This is a genomic window from Actinoallomurus sp. CA-142502 (assembly GCF_050936355.1).
GTDB lineage: Bacteria > Actinomycetota > Actinomycetes > Streptosporangiales > Streptosporangiaceae > Actinoallomurus > Actinoallomurus iriomotensis.
In genome coordinates this window covers 9,247,603-9,272,762 of sequence record NZ_JBNJMY010000001.1, presented here as the reverse complement: position 1 = coordinate 9,272,762, position 25,160 = coordinate 9,247,603, and the positions used below count along the sequence as shown (strand labels likewise).

Annotated in this window: 28 protein-coding genes; 18 read left to right on the top strand and 10 right to left on the bottom strand. The window is 71.9% G+C overall.

What is annotated here, in order from left to right; all coding sequences use genetic code 11:
* Nucleotides 1-26 precede the first annotated feature (26 nt).
* Entirely contained in the window at nucleotides 27-887 is an 861-nt protein-coding gene (locus tag ACQEV1_RS43175) for a helix-turn-helix domain-containing protein (protein ID WP_433402629.1), read from the top strand.
* Between the two features lie 19 nt (nucleotides 888-906).
* On the opposite strand, the gene ACQEV1_RS43170 is transcribed toward ACQEV1_RS43175, so the two are convergent.
* A complete protein-coding gene (locus tag ACQEV1_RS43170; protein ID WP_285627549.1) occupies nucleotides 907-1,293 on the bottom strand; it encodes a hypothetical protein in 387 nt (128 codons plus the stop codon).
* Between the two features lie 166 nt (nucleotides 1,294-1,459).
* Here ACQEV1_RS43170 and ACQEV1_RS43165 point away from each other — a divergent pair, with 166 nt between their 5' ends.
* The 4 genes from ACQEV1_RS43165 (at nucleotide 1,460) to ACQEV1_RS43150 (ending at nucleotide 4,492) form a co-directional block, all read left to right on the top strand.
* Nucleotides 1,460-2,485, top strand: a complete 1,026-nt coding sequence (locus tag ACQEV1_RS43165; RefSeq protein ID WP_433402626.1) for a helix-turn-helix domain-containing protein — start codon at nucleotides 1,460-1,462, stop codon at nucleotides 2,483-2,485.
* A gap of 39 nt (nucleotides 2,486-2,524) precedes the next feature.
* A complete protein-coding gene (locus ACQEV1_RS43160; RefSeq protein WP_285627552.1) occupies nucleotides 2,525-2,884 on the top strand; it encodes an SPW repeat domain-containing protein in 360 nt (119 codons plus the stop codon).
* Nucleotides 2,885-2,978: 94 nt separating this feature from the next.
* A complete protein-coding gene (locus ACQEV1_RS43155; RefSeq protein WP_433402623.1) occupies nucleotides 2,979-3,557 on the top strand; it encodes a TetR/AcrR family transcriptional regulator in 579 nt (192 codons plus the stop codon).
* Nucleotides 3,558-3,640: 83 nt separating this feature from the next.
* A complete protein-coding gene (locus ACQEV1_RS43150; RefSeq protein WP_433402621.1) occupies nucleotides 3,641-4,492 on the top strand; it encodes a siderophore-interacting protein in 852 nt (283 codons plus the stop codon).
* A gap of 105 nt (nucleotides 4,493-4,597) precedes the next feature.
* On the opposite strand, the gene ACQEV1_RS43145 is transcribed toward ACQEV1_RS43150, so the two are convergent.
* From ACQEV1_RS43145 to ACQEV1_RS43120, 6 genes are read right to left on the bottom strand one after another with little or no spacing between them, the layout of a single operon-like run.
* Complete coding sequence (locus ACQEV1_RS43145) at nucleotides 4,598-5,836, bottom strand: IS701 family transposase (RefSeq protein ID WP_433402618.1); 1,239 nt, start codon at nucleotides 5,834-5,836, stop codon at nucleotides 4,598-4,600.
* Nucleotides 5,837-5,879: 43 nt separating this feature from the next.
* Nucleotides 5,880-6,881, bottom strand: a complete 1,002-nt coding sequence (locus tag ACQEV1_RS43140) for a proline racemase family protein (RefSeq protein ID WP_433402616.1) — start codon at nucleotides 6,879-6,881, stop codon at nucleotides 5,880-5,882.
* Nucleotides 6,878-7,810: a dihydrodipicolinate synthase family protein gene (locus tag ACQEV1_RS43135; RefSeq protein WP_285573006.1), complete on the bottom strand. Its 933-nt coding sequence runs from the start codon at nucleotides 7,808-7,810 to the stop codon at nucleotides 6,878-6,880. The genes ACQEV1_RS43140 and ACQEV1_RS43135 overlap by 4 nt, the downstream gene beginning before the upstream one ends.
* Nucleotides 7,807-9,150 carry an FAD-dependent oxidoreductase gene (locus ACQEV1_RS43130; RefSeq protein WP_433402612.1) on the bottom strand — a complete coding sequence of 448 codons (1,344 nt, stop codon included), beginning with the start codon at nucleotides 9,148-9,150 and terminating at the stop codon, nucleotides 7,807-7,809. Before ACQEV1_RS43130 ends, ACQEV1_RS43135 begins: the two co-directional genes overlap by 4 nt.
* On the bottom strand, nucleotides 9,147-9,422 hold the full coding sequence (locus tag ACQEV1_RS43125; protein ID WP_433402610.1) for a (2Fe-2S)-binding protein: 276 nt from the start codon (nucleotides 9,420-9,422) through the stop codon (nucleotides 9,147-9,149). The genes ACQEV1_RS43130 and ACQEV1_RS43125 overlap by 4 nt, the downstream gene beginning before the upstream one ends.
* Nucleotides 9,422-10,549: an NAD(P)/FAD-dependent oxidoreductase gene (locus tag ACQEV1_RS43120; protein ID WP_433402607.1), complete on the bottom strand. Its 1,128-nt coding sequence runs from the start codon at nucleotides 10,547-10,549 to the stop codon at nucleotides 9,422-9,424. The genes ACQEV1_RS43125 and ACQEV1_RS43120 overlap by 1 nt, the downstream gene beginning before the upstream one ends.
* Before the next feature lie 122 nt (nucleotides 10,550-10,671).
* Between ACQEV1_RS43120 and ACQEV1_RS43115 the strand changes: the two genes are divergently transcribed.
* Both ACQEV1_RS43115 and ACQEV1_RS43110 read left to right on the top strand, forming a co-directional pair.
* Entirely contained in the window at nucleotides 10,672-10,800 is a 129-nt protein-coding gene (locus ACQEV1_RS43115; protein ID WP_433402604.1) for a hypothetical protein, read from the top strand.
* 108 nt (nucleotides 10,801-10,908) lie between these two features.
* Nucleotides 10,909-11,328: a hypothetical protein gene (locus tag ACQEV1_RS43110; RefSeq protein WP_433402602.1), complete on the top strand. Its 420-nt coding sequence runs from the start codon at nucleotides 10,909-10,911 to the stop codon at nucleotides 11,326-11,328.
* Nucleotides 11,329-11,609: 281 nt separating this feature from the next.
* Here ACQEV1_RS43110 and ACQEV1_RS43105 read toward each other — a convergent pair whose 3' ends face one another.
* The gene (locus tag ACQEV1_RS43105) at nucleotides 11,610-13,151 is read right to left on the bottom strand and encodes a DHA2 family efflux MFS transporter permease subunit (protein WP_433402599.1); all 1,542 of its coding nucleotides are present in this window, start codon (nucleotides 13,149-13,151) and stop codon (nucleotides 11,610-11,612) included.
* A gap of 184 nt (nucleotides 13,152-13,335) precedes the next feature.
* On the opposite strand from ACQEV1_RS43105, the gene ACQEV1_RS43100 reads away from it, so the two are divergent.
* From ACQEV1_RS43100 to ACQEV1_RS43060, 9 genes are all read left to right on the top strand, one after another.
* Entirely contained in the window at nucleotides 13,336-14,976 is a 1,641-nt protein-coding gene (locus ACQEV1_RS43100) for an amidohydrolase (RefSeq protein WP_433402596.1), read from the top strand.
* Between the two features lie 46 nt (nucleotides 14,977-15,022).
* Nucleotides 15,023-16,099, top strand: coding sequence for a serine hydrolase domain-containing protein (locus tag ACQEV1_RS43095; protein ID WP_433402593.1), 1,077 nt, complete (start codon nucleotides 15,023-15,025; stop codon nucleotides 16,097-16,099).
* Nucleotides 16,100-16,197: 98 nt separating this feature from the next.
* Nucleotides 16,198-16,779 (top strand): ArsR/SmtB family transcription factor, encoded by a 582-nt coding sequence (locus ACQEV1_RS43090; RefSeq protein ID WP_285634066.1) that lies wholly within the window; start codon nucleotides 16,198-16,200, stop codon nucleotides 16,777-16,779.
* Between the two features lie 112 nt (nucleotides 16,780-16,891).
* Nucleotides 16,892-18,385: an alpha/beta hydrolase family protein gene (locus ACQEV1_RS43085; RefSeq protein WP_433402589.1), complete on the top strand. Its 1,494-nt coding sequence runs from the start codon at nucleotides 16,892-16,894 to the stop codon at nucleotides 18,383-18,385.
* Nucleotides 18,386-18,533: 148 nt separating this feature from the next.
* A complete protein-coding gene (locus ACQEV1_RS43080) occupies nucleotides 18,534-19,334 on the top strand; it encodes an SAM-dependent methyltransferase (RefSeq protein WP_433406086.1) in 801 nt (266 codons plus the stop codon).
* A gap of 77 nt (nucleotides 19,335-19,411) precedes the next feature.
* Nucleotides 19,412-20,200, top strand: coding sequence for a hydroxypyruvate isomerase family protein (locus ACQEV1_RS43075; protein WP_433406084.1), 789 nt, complete (start codon nucleotides 19,412-19,414; stop codon nucleotides 20,198-20,200).
* Entirely contained in the window at nucleotides 20,197-21,069 is an 873-nt protein-coding gene (locus ACQEV1_RS43070) for an NAD(P)-dependent oxidoreductase (RefSeq protein WP_433402586.1), read from the top strand. The genes ACQEV1_RS43075 and ACQEV1_RS43070 overlap by 4 nt, the downstream gene beginning before the upstream one ends.
* Before the next feature lie 165 nt (nucleotides 21,070-21,234).
* Nucleotides 21,235-21,597 (top strand): STAS domain-containing protein, encoded by a 363-nt coding sequence (locus ACQEV1_RS43065; protein ID WP_433402583.1) that lies wholly within the window; start codon nucleotides 21,235-21,237, stop codon nucleotides 21,595-21,597.
* A gap of 44 nt (nucleotides 21,598-21,641) precedes the next feature.
* Nucleotides 21,642-22,466: an SDR family oxidoreductase gene (locus ACQEV1_RS43060; RefSeq protein ID WP_285634055.1), complete on the top strand. Its 825-nt coding sequence runs from the start codon at nucleotides 21,642-21,644 to the stop codon at nucleotides 22,464-22,466.
* Between the two features lie 37 nt (nucleotides 22,467-22,503).
* On the opposite strand, the gene ACQEV1_RS43055 is transcribed toward ACQEV1_RS43060, so the two are convergent.
* Both ACQEV1_RS43055 and ACQEV1_RS43050 read right to left on the bottom strand, forming a co-directional pair.
* Nucleotides 22,504-23,043 (bottom strand): cysteine hydrolase family protein, encoded by a 540-nt coding sequence (locus ACQEV1_RS43055; protein ID WP_285573036.1) that lies wholly within the window; start codon nucleotides 23,041-23,043, stop codon nucleotides 22,504-22,506.
* A gap of 38 nt (nucleotides 23,044-23,081) precedes the next feature.
* Nucleotides 23,082-23,312, bottom strand: a complete 231-nt coding sequence (locus tag ACQEV1_RS43050) for a hypothetical protein (protein WP_433402579.1) — start codon at nucleotides 23,310-23,312, stop codon at nucleotides 23,082-23,084.
* 116 nt (nucleotides 23,313-23,428) lie between these two features.
* On the opposite strand from ACQEV1_RS43050, the gene ACQEV1_RS43045 reads away from it, so the two are divergent.
* Nucleotides 23,429-24,277, top strand: coding sequence for an SDR family oxidoreductase (locus ACQEV1_RS43045; RefSeq protein ID WP_433402576.1), 849 nt, complete (start codon nucleotides 23,429-23,431; stop codon nucleotides 24,275-24,277).
* Nucleotides 24,258-25,160 carry an NAD(P)-dependent oxidoreductase gene (locus tag ACQEV1_RS43040; RefSeq protein WP_433402573.1) on the top strand — a complete coding sequence of 301 codons (903 nt, stop codon included), beginning with the start codon at nucleotides 24,258-24,260 and terminating at the stop codon, nucleotides 25,158-25,160. The genes ACQEV1_RS43045 and ACQEV1_RS43040 overlap by 20 nt, the downstream gene beginning before the upstream one ends.

Here is a 25,160-nt window from a genome sequence, read left to right as displayed (position 1 = left end):
CGAACCGACTCCCGTAGCATGGGACGGTGCGGACGTTCGTGCACGGTGCGGCGGTGTGGGATGTCGCGTGCCCGCGGCGGCCCAGCCGGGTGGCCGGGGTCACCATGGCCGGGTTCCGGGTCCGTGACCTGGACGAGCTCAGGATGGTTCCGCATCCGGCCGTGACGGTGCTCCTGGAGTTCGGCGCCGGTTCGCCCGTCCTTGGCAGTGCGGCCGGGCGGCAGCAGCGGGGGTGCCTCGTCGCGGGGCCCGGGCTCGGCTCCGGAGGTGCGCTCCGGGCGCGGGGACAGAACGTCGAGTGCGTGCAGGTGCGCCTGTCCCCGGTGATCGCAGGCGCGGTTCTGGGCGCCTCGCCCGCCGACCTCGACGGCGCCGTCGTGCCCCTGGGTGACCTGTGGGGCCGGGAGGCGGCACGGATCCGCGAGCGGCTGAGCGATGTCTCGTCGTGGCAGGAGCGCTTCGCGTTGATCGACGCGCTGCTCGCCCGCCGGTATGAAGAGGGGCCACCGGTGGATCCGGAGGTGGCCTGGGCCTGGCACCGGATCGTCGGCAGCCGCGGCCTGGCCCGGGTCGACGGACTCGCGGCCGAGGTCGGGTGGAGCCGGAAGCGGCTGTGGTCCCGGTTCCGGTCGCAGCTCGGCCTGCCGCCCAAGCGCGCCGTGAGGCTGGTCCGCTTCGACCATGCCGCCCACCGTCTGGTCGCGGGTGACGGCGCGGCCCGGGTCGCGGCCGACGCCGGCTACGCCGACCAGTCCCACCTGCATCGGGACGTCATGGCGTTCACCGGGGCGACCCCCGCGACCGTGGCCGCCGAGCCGTTTCTCGCCGTCGACGACATCGCATGGCCCGGCCGCGGAACACTCGCGAACGAGCCGGCGCGGAAGTAGCGGGCGCTGTGCTCAGGGATCAGTAGTACGGCGTACAGCTTTTCGCGCGTCCCCTCTGCTGCACGCATGCGTGCGAGAGCATGCCCCAGTCGTTGACCGAGGTGGTGACGACGTGCGGGTTGTAAGCCGCAGCGGTCGCCCCGGAGACCTTGTTGTACACCCAGATCTCCCATCCGGGAGAGTCGTCCCAATCGATCATGTACGCGCGTACATAGTGGCAATTCGAGTTGTATTGAAGGGCGACCTCATCTGCCCCGGATCGTGCGGTGTGAACGGTCCGCCAAGACGTGCACGCGGCACGGGTGGTAGCGGCGGGGGTGGTGGCGGCCGCGTTCGCGGGGGCGGCCGTCACGGTGAGCAAGCCGATGGCCGCAATCGCACCCGCGGCCATGCCTTTCCTGATCATTTCACTTCACCTTTCGGTCGTGGCGGGATCGCCCACATCAGGGTTTTCCACGATGTATTTGCTGAGACGATTTGATTGGCTGCTGGGAGTGACTCGAACGTCATTGGCACTGAGCGCACGAATCATTGACGTGGAGGGCAACGGCAACGGGAGGTGATTCCGGTTGATGGAGGTGTGCAGTTCCGACGTACCGGTCGCCGACCGATTCGACTGGTGGTGTGAGCTGACGGCTCAGGACCTGGTGCCCACGCGGTTCGCCGTCGACTCGGTGGCGGATTTCCGGACCTCTGCGCGGCAGCTGGACCTGGGGCGTCTCACCGCGTTGGTGCTGGAGTGCTCCGGGGTGCGATCGGTGGTGCGCACCCACCATCTGGTCCAGCGTTCGGACCCGGAATGGTGGGAGCTGATGCTGGTGCTCGAGGGCTCCTATTGGATCGAGCAGGGTCGTAACCGGGCTTGTCTGGAGGCTGGCGACCTGGTGATGTACGACACGTCCCGCCCGTACGAATCAGGTGCCATTCGTGGCGTAGGCGACACCCATTCCGTGATGCTGCACCTACCACGGCAGGCCCTGCCGGTTCCGGAGCAGGCGCTTCGGAGTCTGGTGGCGCGGCCGATGCCGTCGCGAGCGGGAGCGGGGGTCCTCATGGCCCGATTCCTCGAAGGGCTCGCCGAACAGGCGACCGTGCTTCGGCGCGGCGTGACCGACCGGCTGGAGTCCGCGGCCATCGGTCTCGCGACGGCCTTCCTCGCCGGCCTGACCGATACGGAATGCCAGATTCCGCCGCAGACCCGGCAGCAGGCACTCCTGCAGCAGATCAAGACATTCGTATTCGGCAACCTCCACGACCCCGACTTGTCGCCTGCGATGATCGCCGCGGCACACCATATTTCGGTGCGATATCTCCATCACCTGTTCCACGAGGACGGGCGGAGCCTCGGCGAACTCATCCGCTGGCAACGCCTGGAACGCTGTCGCGCCGACCTCGCCGACCCACGGCTGATCAACCGGACCGTCGCGGACGTGGGCGCGCAATGGGGCTTCCGGGACGCCGCGACCTTCAACCGGGCGTTCAAGGCGGCGTACGGAGTTCCTCCCGGCGAGCACAGACGACGGATCGCCGACCTGTGGCGCACATCACATTCCTCCGTGGGGAATCGATTGACCGGGCGGCCAGTTATGACGAGGTGATTGACCGTCCGGCCAGTCAAACGAGACGGAGGTGGCATCATGAAAGCCTGGACTCGATGGCAGGACTGGGTGGCGTTGGTCGCGGGTCTGTACGCGGCTCTTTCTCCGATCTGGGTCGACACCACGCACGAAGGCGGAGCCGTGGCCTCGCTGATCGTTCTGGGTGCGCTGCTCGTGGTCACGAGCCTCGTCTCCCTCGCCCGCGCGGCCGGTGCCGTGACGGAGTGGCTGATCGCTCTCTGGGGCGTCCTGCTCTTCGTCGCCCCCTGGGTGATCACTTACACGTCGCACAGCGGTGCCGCGTGGACCTCCTGGATCGTCGGTGTCATCGCCGTACTGGCCGGCCTCGGCGTCGGCGTCACCGGCGACCTGACGCACCGCCGGGCCGTCACCCACTGATCCCCACCGACACACGTACCCTGACGAGGGGCCGGGCGGGCAGCCCGGCCCCTCGCCGTATCCCCGGAGAGCCGTATCTCAGGGAGGAGTCCCCATGCCCGGCACCTCACGCGTCCGGTCGGCCGAGGACAGCCGGGCGCGCATCCTGGACGCGGCCGAGGCGCTCTTCGCCGAGGAGGGGTACGACGCCACGCCCACGTCGCGTATCGCCGAGCGCGCCGGCGTCTACAAGGGGCTCGTCTTCCACTACTTCGCCCGCAAGATCGACATCCTGCTGGCCCTCGTCGACCGGGTGCCGATCGAGCAGATCGCGTCGCTGGAGACCGAGGTGGTGCCGGGCGACGTCCCCGCGACCCTGCGCAATGTGGCCGCCGACTTCGACGTCTGGTACACCCGGTCGTCCGGGGTGCGGCTCATCCTGTTCCGCGAGGCGGCCACCCACCCCGAGGTCAGCGGGGCGCTCGCCGAGGTGAACGCCAAGCTCATCGGCCTCGTACGCCGGGCCGTCGACGGCGCGCTGGCCGACCCCGCGGTGCCCGAGGGCCGACGGATCGCCGCCGCCACCACCTTCGCCGTCGCCCTGCTCAACCACGCGCACTGGCGCGACGTCGGCCTGCCGGCGTTCGACCTCGCCGGCATCGCCGACCTTCTCGGCGCGGGGCTCGCCTCGTAGCGGCGCGCGTTTGCCGCAGGGGATAACCTGTCACACAGGGGCGTTAGTTAGGTTGACCTAAGCAACCCGTTGAGGAGTCTTCGATGGCGAACGACCGACCGGCCCGCAAGGGCAGAAAGCTGACCCGGGCGAAGGTCCTGCGGGTCCAGTGGATAACCCCGCACATGATCCGCCTGGTCATCGGCGGTGAGGGCCTCGCCGGCTTCGGCGCGGGCGCGTTCACCGACCACTACGTCAAGCTGCTGTTCCCGGTGCCGGGCGTGAGCTACCCCGAGCCGTTCGACATGGACGTCATCCACCGTGACCTGCCCCGCGACCAGTGGCCCCGCACACGTTCCTACACCGTACGGAGCTGGGACCCGCACGCGCTGGAGATGAGCATCGACTTCGTCTACCACGGCGACGAGGGCCTGGCCGGCCCGTGGGCCGCGGGGTCCCAGCCGGGAGACGACATGCTGTTCCTCGGCCCGGGCGGCGCCTACCGGCCGTCCCCGGAGGCCGACTGGCACCTGCTGGTCGGCGACGAGAGCGCCCTGCCGGCCATCGCCGCGTCTTTGGAGGCCCTGCCGCCGGGCGCCCCGGCGCGGGTGTTCGTCGAGGTGTCGGGCCCGGGGGAGGAGCAGGAGCTGACCACCCGGGGCGACGCGAAGCTGGTGTGGCTGCACCGCGGCGACGCGCCGGTCGGCGACGCGCTGGTCGAGGCGGTGCAGGAGTTGGAGTTCCCGGACGGCGAGGTGCACGCGTTCGTCCACGGCGAGGCGGGCTTCGTCAAGCGCCTGCGCCGCCACCTGCGCGTCGAGCGCGGCGTTCCGCTGGAGCAGCTGTCCATCTCGGGCTACTGGCGATACGGCACCGACGACGAGGGCTGGCGCGCCGGCAAGCGCGAGTGGAACCGCCAGATCGAGGAAGAGGAAGCCGGGAGCACGGCCGGCTAGTAGTGCTTTGTTAGGTGGGTAAGGCGAGGGGTTGTTGGCAGGTGGGGCAGTGGCCTGTCCAGGTGGCGAGCAGTGCTTGGAGCTCGCGGAGGATTGTGTAGAGGGTCAGGCTGCCCCAGCTGCTTTTGGGCTGGTCAGGCGCAGGGTTGTGAGGAATAGGTGGGCGGCGGTCACGAGGGTGACGTGGCGGTTCCAGCCTCTCCAGGAGCGTCCTTCGTAGTGGTCCAGGCCCAGGCCGGTTTTGAGTTCGCGGTAGTCGTGTTCGATGCGCCAGCGGATCTTCCCGAGCCGGACCAGCTCCTCCAGCGGGGTGTCGGCGGACAGGTTCGACAACCAGTACTTGACCGGCTCGTCCTCGTCCGCCGGCCACTGGGCGACCAGCCAGGCTTGCGGGAGTGTGCCGTCATCGCCATAGCGGGGCTTGCGCCCGGCGGGGCGAACGCGCAGTGCGATGAAGTCACCGGCGAGTTCGCCTTTGGAGCCTTGGCGCCAGCAGATCCGCTGAGCGCTGGTGCGGCCGGCGGCCAGCACATGCTCCCGCAACGAGACCGGCTTGCTGCGATAACGCGGCACGCCACGCCAGCCCTTGCCCTTGGCCGGCAGCAGTTCAGGGACGGCGTCGGCGGCATGGGCGGTGCAGGCGCCCTTGACCTGCACGATGTAACCCAAGCCCCGCTCGGCCAGCGCGGCCCGGAACACAGCGTTGTCGCCGTAGCCGGCGTCCGCGCAGATCACCGGTGCCTCCAAGCCCCAGCCGCGCAGTTCGTCCAGCATCTCGATCGCCAGTTGCCACTTCGGCCGGTTCCGCTCGGCAGCCGGGATACTCGACCGCGTGCGCCTGCCTTTGATCTCCTCGGCCATGACCGGATCGTCGGTGCACGTATCGTCCCAGGACTCGGGGATGAACAACCGCCAGTCCAACGCGGCCGAGGCGGCATCGGTGACTCCGTGCACGCTCACCCCGATCTGACAACTGGCGACCTTGCCCAACGTGCCCGAATACTGCCGGGCCACCCCCGGCGAGGACGTCCCGTACTTGGGGAACCCGGTGTCATCGATCACCCACGCCACCGGCGCCACCACCTGCTCGATCCGCGCAGCCAACCGACGCCGCACCCCCACAAAATCCCACGTCGAAGACGTCATGAACTGCTGCAACCGCTGATGATCCACCCCCAGCCGCTCCGCCATCGGCTGCATCGACTTACGCTGCCCATCCAGCAACAAACCCCGCACATACAACCCACCGGTCACACGCTGATCCGACCGCGGCAAACCCGCAAACACCTCCGCCGCGAACTCCTCCAACCGCGACCGGACCGCGGCAACCTCCCCAGACCTCACACACGATCATCGCAACCAAGATCACAAACGTAACAAAGCACTACTAGAGGACGAAGCCGTGGGGCAGGGGGTCGGCCGGGTCGAGCAGGTAGTTCGCCGTGCCGGTGATCCAGGCGCGGCCGGAGATCTCCGGGATCACGGCCGGCACTTCGCCGACGCGCGTCGTGTCCACGAGCCGGCCCGTGAAGCGGGTGCCGATGAACGACTCGCTCACGAACTCCGCGCCCAGCGGCAGCTCGCCCCGCGCGTGCAGCTGGGCCATCCGGGCCGAGGTCCCCGTGCCGCACGGCGACCGGTCGAACCAGCCCGGATGGACGACCATCGCGTGCGGCGACGACCGCGCGTCCGCCCCCGGCGCCAGGAACTGGACGTGCTTGCAGCCCGCGATCAGCGGGTCGGCCGGGTGACGCGGCATGCGCTGCTCGTTGACCGCCGCCATGACGGCCAGGCCCGCCTTGAGAATGTCGTCCTTGCGGGCGCGGTCGAAGGGCAGGCCGACCGACGACAGCTCGACGATCGCGTAGAAGTTCCCGCCGTACGCCATGTCGTACCGCACTTCGCCCAGGCCCGGCACGCTCACGGTCAGGTCGTGGCCGAGGGCGAATGACGCGACGTTGCGCAGTGTGACGCGTTCGGCGTGCCCGTCGCGGACCGTTACCCGCGCCTCCACCAGGCCCGCCGGGGTGTCGAGCCGTACGACGGTCTCCGGTTCGGCGACGTCCACCATCCCGGTCTCCACCAGCACCGTCGCCACCCCGATCGTGCCGTGGCCGCACATCGGCAGGAAGCCGCTGACCTCGATGTAGACCACACCCCAGTCGGCGTCCGGGCGCAGCGGCGGCTGCAGGATCGCCCCGCTCATCGCCGCGTGCCCGCGCGGCTCGTCGACCAGGAAGCGGCGCAGGTCGTCCAGGTGCTCCACGGCGTACCGCCGGCGCTCGGCCGCCGTCGCGCCCGGAATCGGCGCCACCCCGCCGGTGACGACCCGCGTCGGCATGCCCTCGGTGTGCGAGTCGACCGCGCTGATCGTACGGATCGATCTCACCGGGCTCTCCTCCGCTTCCTCGCGAGGGCGGCGATCGCGCGGTCCATGTCCGCCTTGACCTGGGCGCGCTGCTCGCCGGTCAGCGGCCCGCGCGGCGGGCGGCAGGGACCGCCGTACCGCCCCACCTTGTCCATGCCCAGCTTGATGGCCTGTACGAACTCCGTACGGGAGTCCCAGCGGAACGCCGCCACCAGCGGTTCGTACAGGTCCCGCGCCTCCTCCAGCCGGCCCGCGACGCCCAGCTCGTACAGCAGCGCCGACTCGGCCGGAAAGACGTTCGGGAAACCGGCGAACCAGCCGGTCGCGCCCATGAGCAGCGCCTCCAGCGTCACGTCGTCCGCGCCCGCGACGACCTCCAGGCCCGGCGCCTTCTCCTGGATCTCCAGGACCCGCCGTACGTCGCCGGAGAACTCCTTCACCGCGACGATGTTCTCGATCTGCGCGATCTCGGCCAGCAGGTCGGGCGTCAGGTCCACCTTCGTGTCGATCGGGTTGTTGTAGACCATGACCGGCAGGCCGACCGAGGCCACCGCCTCGAAGTGCGCGATGACGTCGGCGCGGCTCGCCCGGTACATCGTCGGAGGCAGGCACAGCAGCCCGTCCGCGCCGTCCTCGGCCGCCAGCTCCGCCCAGTGCCGGGCCAGGTGCGACCCGGGTGCGTGCACGCCGACCACGACGACGGCCCGGTCACCGACCGCCTCGATCGCCGTACGCGCGACCCGGCGGCGCTCCTCGTCGGTGAGGGAGGAGTACTCGCCGAGCGAGCCGTTCGGGCCGACGCCCCGGCAGCCGCCGTCGACCACCCAGCGGCAGTGCTCGGCGTACCGGTCGTAGTCCACCGCGAGCCCGGCGGGCGCGGAGGCGTCCTCACGGTACGGGAGCGCGGTCGCCACGATGACGCCACCGAGCCCTTTGACCTGCTTGTTCAAGTGCCCTCCTTCGGTTCTGCGGGCGGGTTCGCGAGTTCGCCGAGCCGGATGGGCCAGGCGATCGGCCGGTGGTGCGGGTTCGTGTCCAGCAGTTCGGCGAGCGTGGGGCCGCAGATCCGCGCCTGGCAGGGGCCGAGCCCGGCGCGGGTGCCGAGCCGTACGGCACGGGCGTCCAGCCGCGACGCGGCGGCGTCGCGGAGGGTGCCGTAGTCGGTCTCCTCGCAGCGGCAGACGATCGTGTCCGGGCGCAGCCAGCCGGCCCAGCGGCGGCCGATGGGGTGGGCGGCGGCCAGCCGTGACGCGAAGGCGCGCCCCTCGTCGCGCCGCCGCCTCGTGGCGCCGAGCCGTCCGGGCGTGCCGCCGCCCGCCGTCCAGCCGGCCACCACGCCCTCGGCCCGCGCGGCCGGCGCACCGGCGATCCCGGTGACCTCACCCGCCGCGTACACGCCGGGAACGCTCGTCGCCTGGTCCTCATCCACCGCGACGAAGCCGTCGAGGAGCGCGCAGCCCGCAGCGACGGGCAACTCGAGCCGCGGGGTGAACCCGTGGGTGACGCAGAGCGCGTCCACGGTCATGACCTGCTCGCTGCCGGGCACCACCGACCAGTCGCCGCGGAGCCGCGCGGTGACCACCTCCTCGACGCGGCCGTCGCCGCGCGCCTCGACCACCCCCCGGCCGGTCCGGTACGGGACGCGGCCACGGGCGAGCCGCGCGGCGTACGCGGCGACCTCCGCGCCCTTGCCCGCCTGCCCGGCGAGCTCCCACGGCCGGCGGGTCCAGCCACGCAGGAGCGCGCCGGCGGTACCCGCCTCCAGCACCCCGAGGACGTGCGCGCCCACGTCCAGCAGCGACGCGGCCACCGGCAGCAGGAACGGACCGGTACCGGCGACCAGTACACGCCCGCCCACCGCGACACGCTCGCCCTTGGCGAGGACCTGGGCGGCGCCGGCGGTCACGACGCCGGCCAGCTCCCACCCGGGAAAGGGCAGCACCCGATCGTGCGCCCCCGGGGCGAGAACCAGCGCGTCGGCCCGGAGAACGCACCGGCGGCGCCCGTCACCGTCCGCGTCCGGCCCACGCACGACGTGCACGCGTGGTGGGCCGGAGTCGCGTCGCTCGAGCGCCCACACCGCGGCCCCGGGCCACCAGTCGCAGCGTTCACTCTCACAGATGCGAAAGGGACGCCTCGCCTCGTACGCGTCGGGCGGCATCCGGTGGTACTGCCCACCTGCCTGATCGGCGGAGTCCAGCAGCGTCACCCGTGCCCCGGCGCGTACGGCGGCGGTCGCGGCGCCGAGCCCGGCTGGTCCGGCACCGATGACGACGACGTGACGCGTCACGGCGCCCCCTTCGTGCGGGGCTGGGTGGTGATCGCGTCGCCGTCGTCCGCCCTGCGGAGGCAGGCGCGTACGTCTCGGGTGCCGTTCACGGTCACCAGGCAGTCGAAGCAGACGCCGATACCGCAGAACACCCCACGTGGGGAACCGGACGGTCCGCGTCGCCACGAGTGGCGGCCTGCGGCGATGAGGATCGCGGCGATCGTCTGTCCGGGCCGGCCGGTCACGGGGGTGCCGTCGACGGTGATTCTCACGCCGGGCGGCTTGTGGGGCATCACGCGGCTCCCCGGCGCAGGACGGCGGGCCGGTCAACGCGGAACGGCGCGGCGTCGACCTCCGGTGTTCGTCCGGTGATCAGGTCGGTGAGGAGGCGCGCGGTGCCCGGGGCCAGGCCGATGCCCGCGCCCTCGTGGCCCGTCGCGTGCCACAGGCCGTCGAGGCGAGGGTCGGGGCCGATGATCGGCAGATGGTCCGCCACGTACGGGCGGAAGCCGCCGTACGCGCGCATCACGGGCACCCCGGACAGGCACGGGAACAGCCGCAGGACCCGCTCCGCGATCACCGAGAGGATCTCCGGCCGGAGCCGTTCGTCGAAACCCGCGGCGCGGCGTGAGGAGCCGAGCAGAACGGTTCCGGCGGGCGTGGACTCGACCACGGCCGAGGCCTGGAGTTCGGCCGCGTCGCCGCCCACCGCACCCACGTAGTCGGCGTCGTACACCTTGTGGAAGACGGTCGGTGGCAGCGGTGTCGTGACCAGGATCTCGCCGCGCCGGGGCCGTACGTCGATCGGCGCGCCGAGGCTGCGGCTCAGCGCGCCCGCCCACGGGCCCGCGGCGTCGACGAACAGGTCCGCCGTCAACGTGCCGCCCGTGGTGCGGACCGCTCTGAGGCGTCCGCCGGAAACCTCCGCGCCGAGGACCTCGCAGCCGGGCAGCAGCGTGGCGCCCTCGCCTAAGGCGGCGTCGAGCAGGGCCTGGGCGGCGCCGGCGGGCTGGACCTGGGCGTCGTCCGGATAGTGCACGGCCGCGGTGACGTCGCGGGTGAGGTACGGCTCGGCGCTCGCGAGCCCGGCCGGGTCGAGCGGCTCGGCGCGTACCCCGGCGGCCCGCTGGGCGGCGGCGAACGCGGTGAGCTCGCGGGCGCCCTCCCCGGTGGTGGCCACGACGATGCCGCCCTTGGCCTGCCACTCCGTGCCGTCACCGGCCACCTCGGGCCACAGCCGCCGGGAGAACTGAGCCAGCCGGAGTTCAGGGCCGGGCCCCTTGTCGGAGACGAGGACGTTGCCCTCGCCGTGCGCGGTGGTCGCCCCGGCCGCGCCGGCACGGTCGACGAGGGTCACGCGGACACCGGCGAGAGCGAGCTCACGGGCGCACGCGGTGCCGATGATCCCCGCGCCGATCACGATCGCCTTGATCCGTTCGATGAACCGAACGTAAGACGGCTATCGCGGCGAGTCAACGCGCTCCGGCGGCGCTGTCGTGCGGCCGATCGAACGAGAGGGAGTACCGGCGGGCCGGACGCCACGTGCCCGTCGCGAACCTGCGCCGGGCCCGTACGGCGCGGAACCTGTCGCTGTCCGAGCTCTCGCAACCGGAGGCCGACCTGTCGCTGTCCGAGCTCTCGCAACCGGAGGCCGACGCGGGCGACCGATGACCGAGCCGGTGCCCGTGCCCGACCCGTCGTGCGGCGGTGGCCCGACCGTGGTGCACGGCACGGAGGTGGAGGTGCTGCGCGGCGACCGTTGCGCGTGCGGTCGGCCTGGTGTTCCGCCGCCCGCTGACACAGCTTCTCGGCCGGGTGCACAAGCTGCGGTGGGGAGAGAAAGAAGCGGAGCTGACGGGTCTCGTGGAGGCCGCCAGTGACATACAGGAGGCCGTGAAGGCAGCCGCCAGCCCGCTTCCCGAGGACGGTACGGAAAGCGAACACGCACGCCGTGAACGGATCGAGCGCCTCATGCGGGACGCCGCCACATGGGGTTTCAACCTGAGCGCCGTTCTCGGACTCAGGAAGATGCCCGAAATGCGACTCCAGTGGAGCGCGGACCAGCCAGTGATCGTCACAGATCTCTTAGCGCCATCCGAACCTGAGCAGCCGCCGGTCGACATGGACGTCGCCTTTGACGACTGGCTCGCGGGCGCCCTTGCCAAATTTCATGACGACAATAAGCGCCGCCGAAAGTGACGGTCCAACCCCGCCGCTCACGCCGCGGCCCAGCCGCGTCTCGGTCGGGACCCGCGCGCGGTTCACGCGGTGGCATCCCTGTGGCCGTGGCTGTCCGCGCCGACCGAACGTCGCCCATCCGATGGACGCCGTCTCTCGCGAGTCCGGTACCAGCCGTGCTTGCCGACAGTCCACCGGCGCCACATGGATCAAGAGGATCTCGGCACGGACGGCAACGGCCCGGCCGAAGGATCTCGGCCGGGCCGTCGAACGTGGGCAGGGGAACCTGCCGGTGCGGACCGTCAGTGCATCGGGACCGCGGCCGGACCGTCGGAGCTCGGGTCCGGGCGGTGGCGGGGCAGGAGCAGTGCCGGCAGGAAGGCCAGGGCCAGCAGGCCGACCGACCACCAGTAGGTGTTCTGGAACGCCTCCGCCATCGGGCCGGCGATCTTCTGCATGAGCGCCGGCGGGATGTTCTGGGTGGCGGACAGGCCGCCGCCCGACGAACCGCCGCCGAGCTTGTCGGACAGGTTGTTGGCCAGCAGGACCGACATCAGGGCGGTGCCGATGGAGGCCGACACCTGCTGGATGATGTTCAGCATCGTGCTGGCGCGCGGCACCTCGTCGTGGACCAGGGTCTGGATCGCGGCGGCCATGGTGGGCATCATCGTCAGGCCCATGCCCAGACCCATCACGAACAGCACCGAGCCCAGCGCCCAGTACGACGTGTCGGCGTGCAGCAGGCTCGTGAAGCCCGCGACCGACGCCACCACCACGACCAGGCCGATCAGCACGACGCGGCCCGGGCCCATGCGGTCGGTGAGCTTGCCGCCGATCGGCATCGTCACCATCGCGCCGATGCCCTGCGGGGCGAGCAGCAGGCCCGCGGACAGCGCGCTCTCCTGCCGTACGACCTGGTAGTAGAGCGGCAGCAGCAGCATCGCGCCCATGAACGCGCACATGAACAGCACCATCGTGCCGGACGCCGCGGCGACCGAACGCCGCTTGAGCAGGCGCAGGTCGATCAGCGGGTTGCTCGCCGTGAGCGCGCGGACCGCGAACAGGACCACCAGGACCGCGCCCGCGATCGTGGTGATGAGGACCTCGGCCGAGCTGAAGTCGCCCTTCTGTGCGCCCTTGGCCAGGCCGTAGATGAGCGAGGCCAGGCCCGGCGACAGCAGCACGACGCCGAGCACGTCGAGGCGCTCACCCGGACGCGGCGTGTCGCGCTTGAGGATGCGGGCGGCCAGGAACAGCGCGACGACGCCGATCGGCAGGTTGATGAAGAAGATCCAGCGCCAGGACACGTCGTCGACCAGGTAGCCGCCCAGGATGGGACCGCAGATCGGGCCGAGCAGCATCGGGACGCCGACGATGCTCATGACCTGACCCACGCGTTTCGGGCCGGCGGCCTGTGTGAGGATCGTCATACCGGCCGGCATGATCATGCCGCCGCCCAGACCCTGCAACACCCGGAAGGCGATCAAAGACTCGGCCGACCAGGCCATGCCGGCCAGCGCCGATCCCATCACGAAGAGCGCAATCGAGATCATGTAGAGGCGTTTGGTGCCGAACCGGGCGGACGCCCATCCCGTGAGCGGGATCACCGTGGCGAGCGCCAGCGTGTAACCGGTGGCCACCCACTGGATCGTGGACAGCGGAGATTTGAACTCGCTGGCCAGATCCTTGATCGCGACGTTGACGACGGTGACGTCGAGGATCGACATGACCGCGCCGAGCACGACGACCGTGGCGACGGCGAGCACGCCCCGGTCGAGCTTCCCCGACGAGCCGGACGCCTCAGGTGGGTCGTTGGTGACCTCAGGTGAGGAAAGGGTGCTCAATGAAGGATTCCAATCGTCAATGCGCGGGGGGACCGCTGTCTTCAAGATGGTGCGGCAACATGATGGCGGGGAGCACTGACATTTTGGCAAACGAATTAGCCGCGCTGGTCAGGACCCCTCTCCTAGGGAGCGCCCCGCGCGACGCCCCGCACACCATTGCTCGCGGGCAGTGAGGAGCATGCCGATGAAAGCCGCCGATGTCGTCTTCGCCGGGGGTCCGGTGCACACCGTCGACGCCGCCCGCACCCGTGCCACGGCCGTCGCCGTACGCGGCGAGCGGATCGTCGCGGTCGGCCACGACGAGGTGCGCGACCTGGTCGGGCCGGATACCGAGGTGGTCGACCTGGCCGGGCGGCTGCTCGTGCCGGGCTTCCAGGACGCGCACGTGCATCCCGTCGGCGGCGGCCTCGAACTGGGCCGGTGCGACCTCAGCGGCGCGGTGACGCTGGAGGAGTACCGGCGGCGGATCCGCGCGTACGCCGACGCGCACCCGGACCTGCCGTGGATCACCGGCGGCGGATGGTCGCTGGAGACCTTTCCCGGCGGCACGCCGACCCGTACGGAACTCGACGCGCTGGTCCCCGACCGGCCCGTTCACCTCGCCAACCGCGACCACCACGGAGCCTGGGTCAACACCCGCGCCCTGGAGCTGGCGGGGATCACCGCCGCCACCCCCGATCCGGTGGACGGGCGCATCGAGCGCGAGGTCGGCGGCGGCCCCTCCGGGATGCTCCAGGAGGGCGCGATGCGCCTGGTCGGCGACCTCGTGCCCGCTCCGACGGCCGAGGAGGAGCTGGAGGCGCTGCTCCGGGCGCAGGCGCTGCTCCACTCGTACGGGATCACCGCCTGGCAGGACGCGATCGTCGGAGCGAACCCGGTGACCGCCGACGGGGCGCCCGCGTACCTCGCGGCCGTGCGCGACGGCAGCCTGACCGCCCGCGTCGTGGGCGCGCTGTGGTGGGACCGCGCCCGTGGCGCCGAGCAGATCTCCGAGCTGGTCGAGCGCCGCGAGCGGCTGACCGGCGGCCGCCTGCGCGCCACGAGCGTGAAGATCATGCAGGACGGCATCGCGGAGAACCACACGGCCGCGATGCTCGGCCCCTACCTCACCGCGTGCGGCCACGCGTCGGACAACGCGGGCATCTCCTTCGTCGACCCGGAGGCGCTGCGCGCGTACGTCACCGCGCTGGACGCCGCCGGCTTCCAGGTCCACTTCCACGCGCTCGGCGACCGTGCCGTACGCGAGGCGCTGGACGCGGTCGAGGCGGCGCGGCGGGCCAACGGCTGGACCGACACCCGACCGCACCTGGCCCACCTGCAGGTCGTGCACCCCGACGACGTGCCGCGGTTCCGCGCGCTCGGCGCCGCCGCGAACCTGCAGCCGCTGTGGGCGGTGCACGAACCGCAGATGGACGAGCTGACCATTCCCTTCCTGGGCGCCGAGCGCGCCGCCTGGCAGTACCCGTTCGGCGACCTGCTGCGGGCCGGGGCCACTCTCGTGGCGGGCAGCGACTGGCCCGTCAGCAGTCCCGACCCGATCCAGGGCATGCACGTCGCGGTGAACCGGCGGCTTCCGGGCGTCGCCGCGCCGGCGTTCCTGCCCGGCCAGCGGCTCGACCTCGGCACGGCGCTGGCGGCGTACACCGCGGGCGGCGCGTACGCGAACCACCTCGACGACACGGGCACCATCGCGCCGGGGATGCTGGCCGACCTGGTCGTCCTCGACCGCGACCCGTTCGCCGGGCCGCCGGAGGAGATCGCCGCGACCCGGGTGCTGCGGACGTACGTCGGCGGCGAACGCGTGTACGCCGCCGACGACGCGTGACGCGGGCCCCGTGTGCCGGCGGGCGTCTCGTCCTAGAGTCCTGGGTGTGGCAGACGTCGAGGGATTCTGTGACGAGCGTTTCGCCGCGGTGCGCGAGGCGCTGACCGCGAACCTGGCCGGCGGCGCCGACGTGGGCGCGTCGGTCGCCGTGTACCTCGGTGACGAGCCGGTCGTCGACCTGTGGGGCGGGCAGACCCACGACGGTCCGTGGCGGCGCGACACCATCACGAATGTCTGGTCCATCACCAAGACGATGACCGCGCTGTGCGCACTGATACTGGCCGACCGCGGTGAGCTGGACTTCCACGCGCCGGTCGCGCGGTACTGGCCGGAGTTCGCCGCGGCGGGCAAGGAACGCGTGGAGGTCCGGCACCTCATGGGCCACACCGCCGGCCTGCCGAAGTGGACCGGCCGGTTCAACGGCGCCGACCTGTACGACTGGGAGAAGGCGACGTCGCTGCTGGCCGCCCAGGAGCCGGAGTGGGAGCCGGGCACCGAGTCCGGCTACCACGCGCTGACGCAGGGCTACCTCGTCGGCGAGGTGGTGCGCCGGATCACCGGCCGGACGCTCGGCACGTTCTTCCGCGAGGAGGTCGCCGGCCCGCTCGGCGCCGACTTCCACATCGGCCTGCCCACCGAGCACGACCACCGGGTGGCCCACGTCATCCCGCCCGAAGACGCCCCTCCACCGGCCCCGCCGCGGCACATGGCCGAGGTGAGCTGGACCACGGAGTGGCGCCGCGCCGAGATCCCCGCCGCCGGGGGCCACGGCAACGCCCGGTCGGTGGCCCGGATCCAGTCGGTCATGGCCACCGGGGGCGGCTCGCTCCTGTCGGCCGCGGGCTGCGAACGCGTCTTCGAACAGCAGTCCGACGGTGTCGACCGCGTGCTCGGCACGTGGGTGCGGTTCGGCCTCGGGTACGGCCTGCCCTCCCGCGGCCTGCCGCTGCCGAACCCCCGCACCGTGGCGTGGGGCGGCTGGGGCGGCTCGGTCGTCGTCGCGGACCTGGACGCCGGGATGACCGTGTCGTACGTCATGAACCGCATGGCCGGCGGCCTCACCGGCGACGCCCGCGGCGCCGGTCTCGTCCTCGCCGCGTACGCCGGACTCGCCGAGACCTGACCGTACGGCACCGGGCCGCTGAGCCGGCCGGTGCGCCGGACGCCGCCCCATGCAAAGAGTCTTTGCAAAAGCTCTTTGCGAGTGCTTATGATCAACGGGTGGCAGATCGTCCTCCGGCTCAGCAGATCACCGACGCCGCGGCGATCCGGCTGCTCGCGCATCCACTCCGGCGCAGGATCGAGGAGTGCCTGCGTGATGGGCCGGTGAACTCCGCGACCCTCGCCCGGGCGCTCGGCGAGAGCACCGGAGCGACCAGCTACCACCTCAGGCAGCTCGCCAAGCACGGCTTCATCGAAGAGGTGCCGGAGCTGTCCAAGGGACGGCAACGCTGGTGGCGCGCCGTGCCCGCTGATCGCCGGTTCCCGCCGTACAGCCGTCAGACACCGGAGGTGCGTGAGGCGCTCTCGGAGATGATGCGGCACAACGTCGCCGAAGTCGTCGAGCTGGTCTCCCGCTTCGCCGCCGACCCCGAGGCGCTGGGCGAGTGGGCGGATGCGTTCTTGTTCTCCCGCGCCACCCTTCGTCTCACCCTCGACGAGGCGAAGGAGTTCTTCGAGGAGTACATCGCGATGATCTACCGCTTCTCCCGATCGACGGAGGAGATGCCTCCCGGCGCACGCCCGGTACACGTCCGGCTGCTCGGCGTCCCCGAGGCGGCCGCCGCCGAACCCGCGGAATGACCCGGGTCGCCGAGCCTGCACGCTCGGCGACCCGTTGAGCGGAACCCGTATCACCACGCCCTCGGCGGGCGTGTCTTCGCGTACACGAATCCCAGAGAAAGGAGAGCACGTCGTGCTGCTCTCGTTCAAATCCCGCGGATCCCGGCGTGCGGCCGGGTGGGCGATCGGGCTGCTGGCGTCGCCGCTCTTCGCGCTCATGCCGACGCCGGCGACGGCGGCCCCCGCCTCGTACGACGCCGCGGCACCGCGTTCCGCCGGCGACGGCCTGACCCGCACCGATGTCTCCTTCCGCGGCGGCAACGGCCTGACCCTGCACGGGACGGTCGTCGCGCCGATCAGGAGCACGGGCCGCGTTCCGGGCGTCGTCCTGGTGGGCGGATCCGGTCCGGGGCCGCGGCAGGAGTACGCGCAGGAGGCCGAGGCGTTCGCCCGCGCCGGGATCGCCGCGCTCGTGTACGACAAGCGGACCATCGGCTATTCCAAGATGCACCGCGACTTCTCCCTCCTGGCCGCCGACGCGCTCGCCGGCGTACGGACCCTCCAGGCCAGTCCCGGCGTCGATCCGGCGACGGTCGGCCTGTGGGGTTTCAGCGAGGGCGGCTGGGTCGCCCCATTGGCCGCGTCGCGGTCCTCGGACATCGCGTTCCTGATCACGATCGGGGGCCCCGCCTACACGCCGCTGCGCACGCAGACCTGGGATCTCGCCGTCCATCTGCGCCACGACCATGTCTCCGGATCCCTGCTCGACACGATCGCCGGCCCGGCGGCGCACCTCGTCGATGGGGCGGGCCTGTTCCCCGCGGCCGGGTACGACCCGGTGCCCTTGCTCGCACGCTTTCGGCAGCCGGTGCTCGCGCTGTGGGGCGAGCACGACACCCAGGTGCCGCCGCGAGAGAGCGCGCAGATCTTCGAACGCGTCCTCGCTCGCGCTGGGAACGATCACGTGACCATCCGGTTCGTCGCCGGCGCGGGCCACAACGGTCACCGTACGACCGACGGGTTCGAGAATCTCGGCGGCCCGCTGTTGGGCGGCCACCCACTGGGCGCCCTCGCCCCCGGCTACGCGGCCACGATGACGGCGTGGATCCACCAGGTCGCCGACGGCCGTCCGCCCCTGTCCAGCGCCGCCGCGCCTCCACGGCAGGCGCTCACCAGCCGTGCCCCGTCGAACGGTGTCTGGTACGAGGCCAACGGCGTTCAGTGGGCCGTGATCGCGTTCTTCCTGCTGGTGTTCGTCGGATACCCGGTCACCGGGATCGTGGGCCGGATCACCGGGCGCTCCGCGGCGGCCGCGGCCCGCCGTCCGGCCCGCCTGCTGGCGGCGGCGGGCCTGATGGCCGTCGTCGGAACGCTGCTGTTCGCGCTCTCGGTCTTCGCGACGAGCGGACAGCTCATCGGCCCGGTCCTTGCCGGTCGCCCGCTCCCGTGGCTGATCCTCCAGCTCCTCGCCGTCATCGTCGCCGTCGCCACGGTCGTCACCGCGATCTCCGCCTGGCGGAACCGGCGTACGCCTGTGACAGGTGGTCGCGTCCGCGTCGCCGCGCTGGTGGCCGCAGGAGCGATCTTCGTCCCGTGGGCGGCCTACTGGGGGCTCCTCGCCTGGTGAGGAACGGTCGCGCCGCTGTCCCATGGCCGCGCCGCGCCAGCCGGTCCATGAGCCGGCCGAACGTCGCCGGGTGCAGGACGAGCTGCATAGCATTAACCCGCCATTTAAGTTTTTCGCTAACCTTCGGTGTACGTCCGGAAGGTGAGGTATCGGCATTTCCCACGACCGCCCGCCGAAGCGCTTCAATCCCGCCGTGCCCAATGAGGCTCGGATGTACGACTATGCGATGGGCGGCAAGGACAACTACCGGGCGGACCGGGACGCCGCGGAGCAGATCGGGGCCGCCCTGCCCTCGGCGCTGGCCGGGGTCCGGGAGAACCGCCAGTTCATGCGGCGGGCCGTACGCCACCTGCTGTCCGTCGGCGTCCGGCAGTTCCTCGACCTCGGCTGCGGCATGCCCGGACGCGGCAACGTCCACGACCTCGTGGCCGCCGCGGAGCCGTCCGCCACGGTCGTCTATGTCGACAACGAGCCGATGGTCGTCAACCACTTCCAGGCGCTGCTGTCCAGCTCCAGCGTGGCGACCGCGCTGCTCGCCGACATCCGCCGGCCGGGCGACATCCTCTCCAGCCCCGAGGTGGGCAAGCTGATCGACTTCCGCCGGCCGGTGGGGATCGTGCTGACCGCGGTGCTGCACTACTTCGAGGACGAGGACGACCCGGCGGGGCTGGTGAAGGAGTTCGTCTCCGGCGCGGCCCCGGGCAGCCACGTCGTACTGACCCACTACCACCCCGAGGGCATCCCGCCCGAGGACCGGGCGGTGACGGCCGAGTTCGCCGCCTCCCTCAACGTGACGATGGCCCAACGCAGCCGCGCGGAGATCGAGGCGCTGTTCGGCGACCTCGTCCTGGTGGAGCCGGGCCTGGTCCCGCCGCCTCGATGGCGCCCCGACCGTCCGCTGCGCGACTCGACCGGATGGCTTCTCGCCGGCGTCGCCCGCAAACCCTGACCGGAAAGAGAGGGCGTCCCTCATGCGGCAGTCGTCATCGTGAGGCCATCGTGACGCGTTACCTCGCCAACTGCTCGATGCTGTTCACCGAGCTGCCGCTGCTCCACCGCCCCGCCGCGGCACGGAAGGCCGGGTTCGAGGCGGTCGAGTTCTGGTGGCCGTTCGCCTCCCCGGTGCCGGGCGACGCCGAGGTCGACGCCTTCGTGTCCGCGATCCAGGACGCGGGCGTACGGCTCGTCGGGCTGAACTTCTTCGGCGGCGACCTGGCCGGACCCGACTGCGGCGTGCTGTCCATCCCGCGGCGGGCCGGGGAGTTCCGCGCCAACGTCGAGGTCGCCGTCGGCATCGGCGAACGCCTCGGCGTCCGCGTGTTCAACGCCCTGTACGGCAACCGGGTCGAGGATGTGGCGTCCGGGCTCCAGCACGAGACGGCCATGGCGAGCCTCGCCCTGGCCGCCGAGGCGGCCGGCCGGATCGGCGCCGTCGTGCTGATCGAGGCGGTGAGCGGGCCCAAGCCGTACCCGCTGCGCACCGCCGGCCAGGCCGTCGCGGTCGTCGACGCGGCGAACGCCGCGGCCGGAGCGGACAACGTCGGGTTCCTCTGCGACCTCTACCACCTGGCGGTCAACGGCGACGACGTCGGCGCCGCCATCGCCCGGCACGTCGGCGCGATCCGGCACGTACAGATCGCGGACGCGCCGGGCCGAGGCGAGCCCGGCACCGGCGACCTCGACCTCGCCGGTCACCTCGCCTCGCTGCGGCACCATGGCTACGACGGCTGGGTCTCGCTGGAGTACCGGCCGTCCACCACGACCGACGAGAGCCTGGCCTGGCTGCGCCGGGGCGATCTGGAGGGGCAACGATGACGACCGTCGGGTTCATCGGACTGGGCATCATGGGCGGCCCGATGGCCGCCAACCTGGTGGCGGCCGGCTTCGAGGTCATCGGATACAACCGCACTCCGGCCAAGATCGAGCGCCTCGTCGAGCGCGGCGGCCGCGGCGCGGACGGCGTCGCCGAGGCGGTACGCGACGCCGACGTCGTCGCCACGATGCTGCCCGACTCACCGGACGTACGCGCGGTGCTCACCGAGGTCTTCGCACACGCGCGGCCCGGCACGCTCGTCATCGACTTCTCCACGATCCGGCCCGACGTCGCGGCCGAGCTGGCGGCCGAAGGGGCCGAGCGCGGGTTCCGCGTCCTGGACGCCCCCGTGTCCGGCGGCGAGCAGGGCGCGATCGACGGCAAGCTGTCGATCGCGGTCGGCGGGGCGGACCGCGACTTCGCGGACGCCGTTCCGGTCTTCGAGGTGGTCGGCGCCACCATGGTGCACGTCGGACCGTCCGGCGCCGGCCAGACCGTCAAGGCGGCCAACCAGCTCATCGTCGCCGGCAACCTCCAGCTGCTCGCCGAGGCGATCGTGTTCCTCGAGGCCCACGGCGTCGACACGAACGCCGCCCTCCAGGCGCTCCGCGCCGGCATGGCGGGCAGCGTCGTACTCGAACGCAAGGGCTCCTCGATGGTCGCCCGCGACTTCGAACCGGGGTTCCGCGTCGAGCTGCACGACAAGGACATGGGCATCGTCACCGGCGCCGCGCGGGAGGCGGGCGTCGTCATTCCGCTGGGTGCGGCGGTCGCCCAGCTCCTCGCCGCGCTCAAGGCCCAGGGCGACGGCGGCCTGGACCACTCCGCGCTGTACGCGCTGGTCAGCCGGTTGTCCGGCCGGGACGCCTGAGCCGCCGCCCGGCCGTACGGGATGCGGCGTGCCCGTGCACGGCTTGGCGGGGCGGTTGACTGCGGACGGTCGCCGGGTGGATGGTGGAGAGAGCCGCCCGCCGCTTGTCGCGGGCGAAGGGTCCAAACACGCGGCCCTCACCATTTGCGATGTGAGGAGCCGGCAATGCCTGCCTTGACGCCATTCCAGCTGCCCGTGACAACGGTGCGCGGAGACACCGTGGTCGTGCTGCCGCCCGAGATCGACGCCTACAACGCGCCGATGATCCGTGACGCGCTGTTCAGCGTGCTGGACCAGGGCGTGGCCGGGCTGATCGTGGACCTGACGACCACGAGCTTCTGCGACTGCGCCGGCCTGCGCGCGATCACGCGGGTCCGGCGGCGGGCCGACGTCCTGCACACTCCGGCGTGCGTGGCGCTGCCGGACACCGGTTCCGTCCGCCGGGTCGCCGAACTGGTGGGCTTCGCGTGCGACGACCAGGTCGCGACCGGTCTCGCGGCGGCCCACCGCCGGCTGCACCGGGTGTGAGAGGCGCTCGGGTTCCTCACGCCCCGTACGGGTAGGGCGCGGGCATGACCGCAGCAGACGCCCCGGTCCATGGGACCGGCTACCCGAGCATCGCGGTGATCACCGGTGCCGACTCCGGCATCGGCAAGGCCACCGCGGTCACGCTGGCCGAGCGCGGCCTCGACGTGGGGATCACCTTCCACCGTGACGAGGACGGCGCACGGCGTACCGCCGAGGAGGTCCGCGCGCTCGGCCGGACGTGCGCGGTGCGCCGCCACGACCTGACCGATCCGGTCACCGCGGCGGGCGTCGTGGACGAGCTCGCCGACGAGCTGGGCGGCATCGGGGTGCTGGTCAACAACGCCGGCACCGGCAGCGGCCGCTCGCTCCTGGAGATGGAGTACGACGAGTGGCGGTCCGTGCTGTCGGTCGACCTCGACGGCGCCTTCCTGTGCGCCCAGCGGGCGGCCCGCCGGATGACCTCGCAGGGCGGCGGGGGCCGCATCGTCAACGTGACGAGCGTGCACGAGGAGTATCCGCGGGTCGGCGCCGGGCCGTACTGTGCGGCCAAGGGCGGCCTGAAGATGCTGGCGCGGGTGCTCGCGCTGGAGCTCTCCCCGTACGGGATCACCGTGAACACCGTCGCGCCGGGGGAGATCGCCACGCCGATGACGGGCCAGGAGGACCAGCCGCCCCGTCCGGACACCCGTCCCGGCTACCCGCTGGGCCGCCCGGGCGACGCCCGCGAGGTGGCGGCGGCCATCGCGTTCCTCACCGACCCGTCCGCCTCGTACGTCACGGGCGCCTCGCTGTTCGTCGACGGCGGCCTGGTCCTGATGGGGCCGCAGGCGGCGGGCGCCCTGGACTCCGCCGCCTGGCGCGAGGGCTGAACGCCCCGGTCCGGTAGGCCGTCGTCGGCCGAGGCGGTCAGCGGAGGCACTCGGCGGTGGTGACGATGTCGGCGCGCATGTTCCGTTCCATCATGCGGAGTGCGGCGTCGCCCAGTTCGGGGTCGATGCAGGCCACGGCGTCGCGGGGGATCATGATCGGGAAGTGGCGCACGTACGCGTCCAGGGCGCTGTAGAGCACGCACTGTTCGGTCACCTGGCCGGTGAGGATGAGGCGTTCGGCGTCGATGCGCTGCAGCAGGTACTCCAGCGGCGTTCCGTAGAACACGCTGTGCCGCACCTTGGTCAGGAACGTCGCGTCCGGCGGGGGGACGATCGGCTTCACGATGTCCGGCCGGCGGCCCTTGAGGGCACGGTCGACCAGGTCCTGCCGGCTCGCCGAGAAGTCGCCGAAGTTGTCGTTGACGTACACGACGCGGACCTCATCGTGGTCGCGTGCCCGTTCGATCAGCCCGTGCAGGGGTTCGGCGATCTTCTCCGCCTCGGCCGCCAGCAGGTCGCCGTCCTCGTGGTCGTACGGGTTGAGCATGTCGATGACGACCAGAGCCGTGACACTCACGATCTCTCACCTGCCCCCTTCGCGGAAGAACGGGGTGTCTACGCGTCCCGGTCGCGGGAGTGGTCGGCGGCGCGGGCCTCGGCGCCGGTCTCCTCCGCGTAGCCCACGTCCTGGCCCGTGACCCGGCCCACGAACTCCTCGTCCGGCGTGGTGCCCGTCGTCGTCGCCTGGTCGGGCTGGTCGGGGTCGGGCACGCCGCCCGTGTCCCGGCTGGCGGCCACGGCCTCGTCCGGCTCCACATCGCGTTCGGTGTGCTTGTTCCGCTTCATGCTTCCGGCCCTACCCGCCAGGTCAGGGACCATTCGGGCATTGCCGCCCCGCCGTTTCGGGCCGGGCCGCACGGGTAGCGCGCCGACCGTACCAGCAGCCGATCGAAGGAGGGTTCATGAGCGACAAACCGGCGCAGAGCCAGCCGTACCCGGGCGAGACCGGGGAGATGACACCGCGGCCGCGTGACGAGATGCGCGACTACACCGGGAGCGGGCTGCTGGCGGGCCGGCGGGCGCTGGTGACCGGGGGAGACTCCGGGATCGGCCGGGCGGTGGCGGTGGGGTTCGCCAAGGAGGGCGCGGACGTGGCCATCACCTACCTGGACGAGGACGCCGACGCGCGGCACACCAAGAAGCTGGTCGAGCAGGAGGGCCGGCGCTGCGTGACTCTGGGCGGCGACATGGCCGACGAGGCTCACACACGTGAGGTGGTACGCCGCGCCGCGCAGGAGCTCGGCGGCATCGACGTGCTCGTCCTCCACCACGGCACGCAGAAGCCGGTCCAGGACGTTCGCGAGATCACCACGGACCAGCTCGAACGCACGTTCAACGTCAACGTGTACAGCCTGTTCTGGGCCGTGCAGGAGGCCCTGGACCACATGCCGGACGACGGGTCGATCGTGTTCACCGGCTCGATCAACGGGCTGCGCGGCAACAAGACGCTCATCGACTACGCGGCGAGCAAGGCGGCCGCGATGACGTTCGCCCAGTCGATGGCGCAGTCACTGGCCGACCGTGGCATCCGGGTCAACTGCGTCGCGCCGGGTCCGGTGTGGACGCCGCTGATCCCGGCCACGTTCGACGCCGAACGGGTGGAGGGCTTCGGCGAGCAGTCGCCCATGGGCCGGGCGGCCGAGCCGGACGAGATCGCGCCGTCGTACGTCTTCTTCGCCAGTAACCGGCTTTCCTCCTTCTACACCGGACAGAACCTCGTGCCCGCCGGAGGTGAGATCCATCCGGGATAGCGGCCGGATCGGCTTCGCCGGGCTGGGCCGGATGGGCGCGCCGATGTGCGCGAACCTCGTACGGGCCGGCCGTACGGTCGCGACCACCGACATCCGGCCCGAGGCGGTCGTCGCCGGGGCCCGCCCGCTGCCCGGCATGGCCGACCTCGCGGCCGAGTCGGACGTGCTCATCACGATGCTGCCCGGTCCCCGCGAGGTGACGGACGCGATGGCGGGTGCGGTGGACGCGCTGCGGCCCGGCGCCGTCTGGATCGACATGACCAGCAACGACCCGGCCGCCACGACCCCCGTACGCGAACGGGTCCTGGCGCGCGGAGCGGACGTGCTGGAGGCGCCGGTCGGCGGGGGCGTGGAGGCGGCCCGCGCCGGCACCCTGCGGATCTTCGCCGGTGGCGAGGAGGCGGTGTTCGCGCGGTGCCGGCCGATCCTGGAGATCCTCGCCGATCCCGCCCAGATCGTGCGCGTCGGCGGGCACGGTGCGGGCTACACCGCGAAGCTGCTGGTCAACCTGTTGTGGTTCGGGCAGGCCGTGGCCACCGCCGAGGCTCTGCTGCTGGGCGCGAGCGCCGGCCTGGACCTCGGTACGCTCCGGCGGGTCCTGGCCGGCAGCGCCGCGGGGAGTGAGTTCATCCGCCGCGACCTGACCGCCCTGTTCGCCGGCGACTACCTGACGTCCTTCGGCCTCGACCGGTGCCTGGAGGAGCTCACCGCCGTGACCGGCCTCGCCCGCGCGCACGGGGTGCCCTTCGCGCTGTCCGAGCTGGTCGAGGACACCTATCGGCGTGCGCTGGACCGCTTCGGGCCGGTCGACGGCGAACTGCTGGCCGTGGCGCTGCTGGAGGAACGCGCGGACCGGCGGCTGCGGCACCCGTACGAGAATTGA